The sequence below is a fragment of the Hydrogenophaga sp. 70-12 genome, assembly GCF_001897365.1.
Classification (GTDB): domain Bacteria; phylum Pseudomonadota; class Gammaproteobacteria; order Burkholderiales; family Burkholderiaceae_C; genus Hydrogenophaga; species Hydrogenophaga borbori.
The window spans coordinates 1-4,003 of record NZ_MKSS01000038.1; the positions used below are offsets into that span (position 1 = coordinate 1).

Consider the following 4,003-nt stretch of genomic DNA (forward strand, 5'->3'; position numbering starts at 1 on the left):
CGCAGATGGGCTCGGACCTGATCATCGTGGTGTTCGCGGTGGTGGTGATCGGCGGCATGGGCTCCATCATGGGCGCCATCCTCACGGGCTTCGGCCTGGGCATCATCGAAGGCCTCACCAAGGTCTTCTACCCCGAGGCCTCCAGCACGGTGATCTTCGTCATCATGGCCATCGTGCTGCTGATCAGGCCCGCGGGGCTGTTCGGAACCCAGAAATGAAACACCCCCGCCGCGCTTCGCGCGACCCCCTCAAGGGGCCGGCGCCTACGGCCCGGCACAGCCGGTTCCCTGGCACCCCTGGCCGCACAGCCCCGCGTGCCGCGCGATGGGCCATCGACGGAAATTCCTGATGAGCACCTCGACCACCACCATCGCCCACGCGGGCAGCGCCCACAAGGCCCCTGCCGGCACCTCGTCCCTGGTCATCGCCTTCGCCATCATGGCCGCGTTCTTCCTGATCGCGCCGGTGGTCGTGTACCCCGTGTTCCTGATGAAGGTGATGTGCTTCGCGCTCTTCGCCTGCGCCTTCAACTTGCTCATCGGCTTCAGCGGCCTGCTGTCCTTCGGCCACGCCATGTTCCTCGGTGGGGCGGGCTATGCCTCGGCGCACGCCGCCAAGGTCTGGGGCTTCACGCCCGAGCTGGCCATCCTCTTCGGCACCTGCTGCGCGGTGCTGCTGGGCGTGGTGGTGGGCGCACTGGCCATCCGCCGCCAGGGCATCTACTTCGCCATGATCACCCTCGCGCTGGCGCAGATGGTGTTCTTCTTCAGCCTGCAGGCCCGGTTCACCGGCGGTGAAGACGGCATCCAGGCGGTGCCGCGCGGCCAGCTCTTCGGCCTGGTCGACCTGAGCCAGCCCATGGCCATGTACGCCGTGGTGTTCGTGATCTTTTTCGCCGGCTTCCTGCTGATCTGGCGTGTGGTGCACTCGCCCTTCGGCCAGGTGCTGCAGGCCATCCGCGAGAACGAGGCGCGCGCCACCTCGCTGGGCTACGACACCGACCGCTACAAGCACCTGGCCTTCGTGCTCTCGGCCGGCCTGGCCGGCGCGGCCGGTGCCACCAAGGCCATCGTGTTCCAGCTCGCCTCGCTCACCGACGTGCACTGGAGCATGTCGGGCGAGGTGGTGCTGATGACGCTGCTCGGCGGCATGGGCACGCTGTTCGGCCCGGTGGTGGGCGCGGCCATCATCGTCTCGATGCAGAACTACCTGGCCCAGCTCGGCGCCTGGGTGACGGTGGTGCAGGGCGTGATCTTCGTGATCTGCGTGCTGGCCTTCCGCCGCGGCGTGGTGGGCGAGATCGCGAACCTGATCAAGAAACCGCTGTAAAGCAGCCGCCCTCAGGCGGCGCGTGGGTGGGCCTTCGGGTGGGGCGGGGGTGACGGCTCAGACCGTGCCTGGCGCCTTGACCGGCACCGCCACCGGCCGATCGGCCACGGGCCAGTCGCGCGCGATGGCCTGGGGACCGTCGAGCTTGCCTTCCCACTGGGCGATCACCGCCGTCGCGATGCTGTTGCCGATCACGTTGGTGCCGGTGCGCCCCATGTCCAGCAGCACGTCCACGCCCAAGATCAGCAGCAGACCGGCCTCGGGCACGCCGAACATCGGCAGCGTGGCGGCGATGACGACCAGCGAGGCCCGGGACACGCCAGCCATGCCTTTGCTGCTCAGCATCAGGAACAGCAGCAGCGTCAGCTGGGTGGCGAGGGGCATCTGGATGCCGTAGACCTGGGCCACGAAGAGCACCGCGAACGTCAGGTACATCATTGAGCCGTCGAGGTTGAAGGCGTAGCCCAAGGGCAATACGAAGCCACTCACCTCGCGGCGCACGCCGAACCTCTGCAACTGCTCCAGGGTCTTGGGGTAGGCGGCCTCGCTGCTGGCCGTGGAGAAACCAATGAGGGCGGGCTCCTTCAGCAGCTTCAAGAGATGGAACACGCGCCCCCGCAACACCAGGTAGCCGGCGGCGATCAGCACCAGCCACAGGGAGCCCAGCGCGACGAAGAAACTGAGGATGAACCTGGCATAGGACCCCAGCACGTCCAGCCCCTGCACCGCGATGGCGGCGGCGACCGCGGCGAAGACGCCCGCCGGGGCGAACAGCATGACGAAGTCGGTGACCTTGATCATCACGAGCACCAAGGCGTCGATGGCCGAGACGAGCGCGGGGTCCACATGGGACTTGACCGCCCGCAGCCCGAAGCCGAAGAAGAGCGAGAACACCACGATCTGCAGTACCGAGTTGGTGGCCATCGCGCTCACGATGCTCGTCGGGAACACGTTGAGGAGGAAGTCCTTGACGTTCAGCGAGCTGGTCTTCAGGTGGGTGGTGGCCTGGGCGTCGGGCAGCGGCAGGCGCAGGCCCGCGCCCGGCTGCAGGGCGTTGGCCCACAACAGGCCCAGCAGCAGCGACACGAAGGACGCCCCGATGAACCAGGCCATGGCGCGAGCGCCCATGCGGCCCACGCGGCTCTCGTCGTCCATGCCCGCGATGCCCGCGACCAGGGTGGCGAACACCAGGGGCGCGATGATCATCTTGACCAGGTGCAGGAAGATGCCCGCCACCACGCTGAAGTGGTCGCCCCACTCCTTGGCGGCGGCCGCGTTCGGGGCCATGGCATGGCACACGTAGCCGGTCGCCACGCCGAGCACCAACGCGAGCGCGATCCAGGCGGTGAGTCTGTTGAAGTGCAAGTGGGTCTCCTGGGGAAAGGGATGGCGGCCGGCTGAAACGCCCGCAGCCTCAGTGGACAGCCGCCCGGCGACGTTCCCCCAACCATCCATATGGCCGGGCCGCCGACGCGCCGGCCCGGCGTGCCAGCCCCACCGGCGCGGCGCAGCCCCCCAAAAGCAAAGGCGCCCCGAGGGGCGCCTTTGTCATGGCGGCAGCGGTCCTTACACCCGCTCGAAAATCCCCGCCGCGCCCTGCCCCATGCCCACGCACATGGTGACCATGCCGTACCGCTTCTGGTGGCGCTGAAGTGCGTGCACCACGGTGGCCGAGCGGATGGCGCCGGTGGCGCCCAGCGGGTGGCCCAGGGCGATCGCGCCGCCCATGGGATTGACCTTGGCCGGGTCCAGGCCCAGGGTGTTGATGACCGCCAGCGACTGGGCCGCGAAGGCCTCGTTGAGCTCGATCCAGTCCATGTCGTCCTGCTTCAGGCCGGCGTAGCGCAGCGCGGCGGGAATCGCCTCCACCGGGCCAATGCCCATGATGTGCGGCGGCACGCCGCGGCTGGCGTAGCTCACGAAGCGCGCCAGCGGCGTGAGGCCGAAGCGCTTGACCGCGGCCTCGCTGGCCAGGATCAGCGCGCCCGCGCCGTCGCTGGTCTGCGAGCTGTTGCCCGCCGTGACCGAGCCACGCGCCGCGAACACGGTGCGCAGCTTGGCCAGGCCTTCCAGGCTGGTGTCGGGGCGCGCGCCTTCGTCCAGGTTCACCGTGCGCGTGCGCTTGTTCACCTCGGCCGTGTCCAGGTTCACCGCGCGCTCGGTCACCTCCACCGGCGTGATCTCGTTGGCGAATTCACCGTTTTTCATGGCGATGAGCGCGCGCTGGTGCGACTGCAGAGCGAACGCGTCCTGCGCCTCGCGCGAGACCTTCCACTGCTGCGCCACCTTCTCGGCCGTGAGGCCCATGCCGTAGGCAATGCCGTACTGCTCCACGTCCTGGGTGTTGGCGAAGATGGCGGGCGACAGGCTGGGCGAATTGCCCATCATGGGCACCATGCTCATGCTTTCGGTACCGGCGGCGACCATCACGTCGGCCTCGCCCACGCGGATGCGGTCGGCCGCCATGGCCACGGCCGATAGGCCCGAGGCGCAGAAGCGGTTGACCGTGATGCCGCCCACGCTGTTGGGCAAGCCGGCGAGGATGGCGCCGATGCGCGCCACGTTCAGGCCCTGCTGCGCCTCGGGAATGGCGCAGCCGCAGATCACGTCTTCGATGGCCTTGGGGTCCAGCCCCGGCGCCTGCGCCAGCGCCGAGCGCAGCGCCAGGGCCAGC

At 68.8% G+C, this 4,003-nt stretch carries 3 protein-coding genes and 1 pseudogene; 2 read left to right on the forward strand and 2 right to left on the reverse strand.

Annotated elements, in window-relative coordinates:
• Window positions 1-218 (forward strand): annotated as a pseudogene (locus BGO22_RS02725) (branched-chain amino acid ABC transporter permease); the annotation flags it as partial.
• Between the two features lie 130 nt (window positions 219-348).
• The gene (locus BGO22_RS02730; protein WP_139146900.1) at window positions 349-1,329 is read left to right on the forward strand and encodes a branched-chain amino acid ABC transporter permease; all 981 of its coding nucleotides are present in this window, start codon (window positions 349-351) and stop codon (window positions 1,327-1,329) included.
• A gap of 57 nt (window positions 1,330-1,386) precedes the next feature.
• On the opposite strand, the gene BGO22_RS02735 is transcribed toward BGO22_RS02730, so the two are convergent.
• On the reverse strand, window positions 1,387-2,694 hold the full coding sequence (locus tag BGO22_RS02735; RefSeq protein WP_070397150.1) for a dicarboxylate/amino acid:cation symporter: 1,308 nt from the start codon (window positions 2,692-2,694) through the stop codon (window positions 1,387-1,389).
• 201 nt (window positions 2,695-2,895) lie between these two features.
• On the reverse strand, window positions 2,896-4,003 hold a 1,108-nt coding region (locus BGO22_RS02740), incomplete at its 5' end, for an acetyl-CoA C-acyltransferase (RefSeq protein WP_286848758.1).

Coding starts and splice junctions, on each gene's coding strand:
- BGO22_RS02730 (WP_139146900.1), top strand. CDS start 349: ATGAGCACCTCGACCACCACCATCGCCCACGCGGGCAGCGCCCACAAG.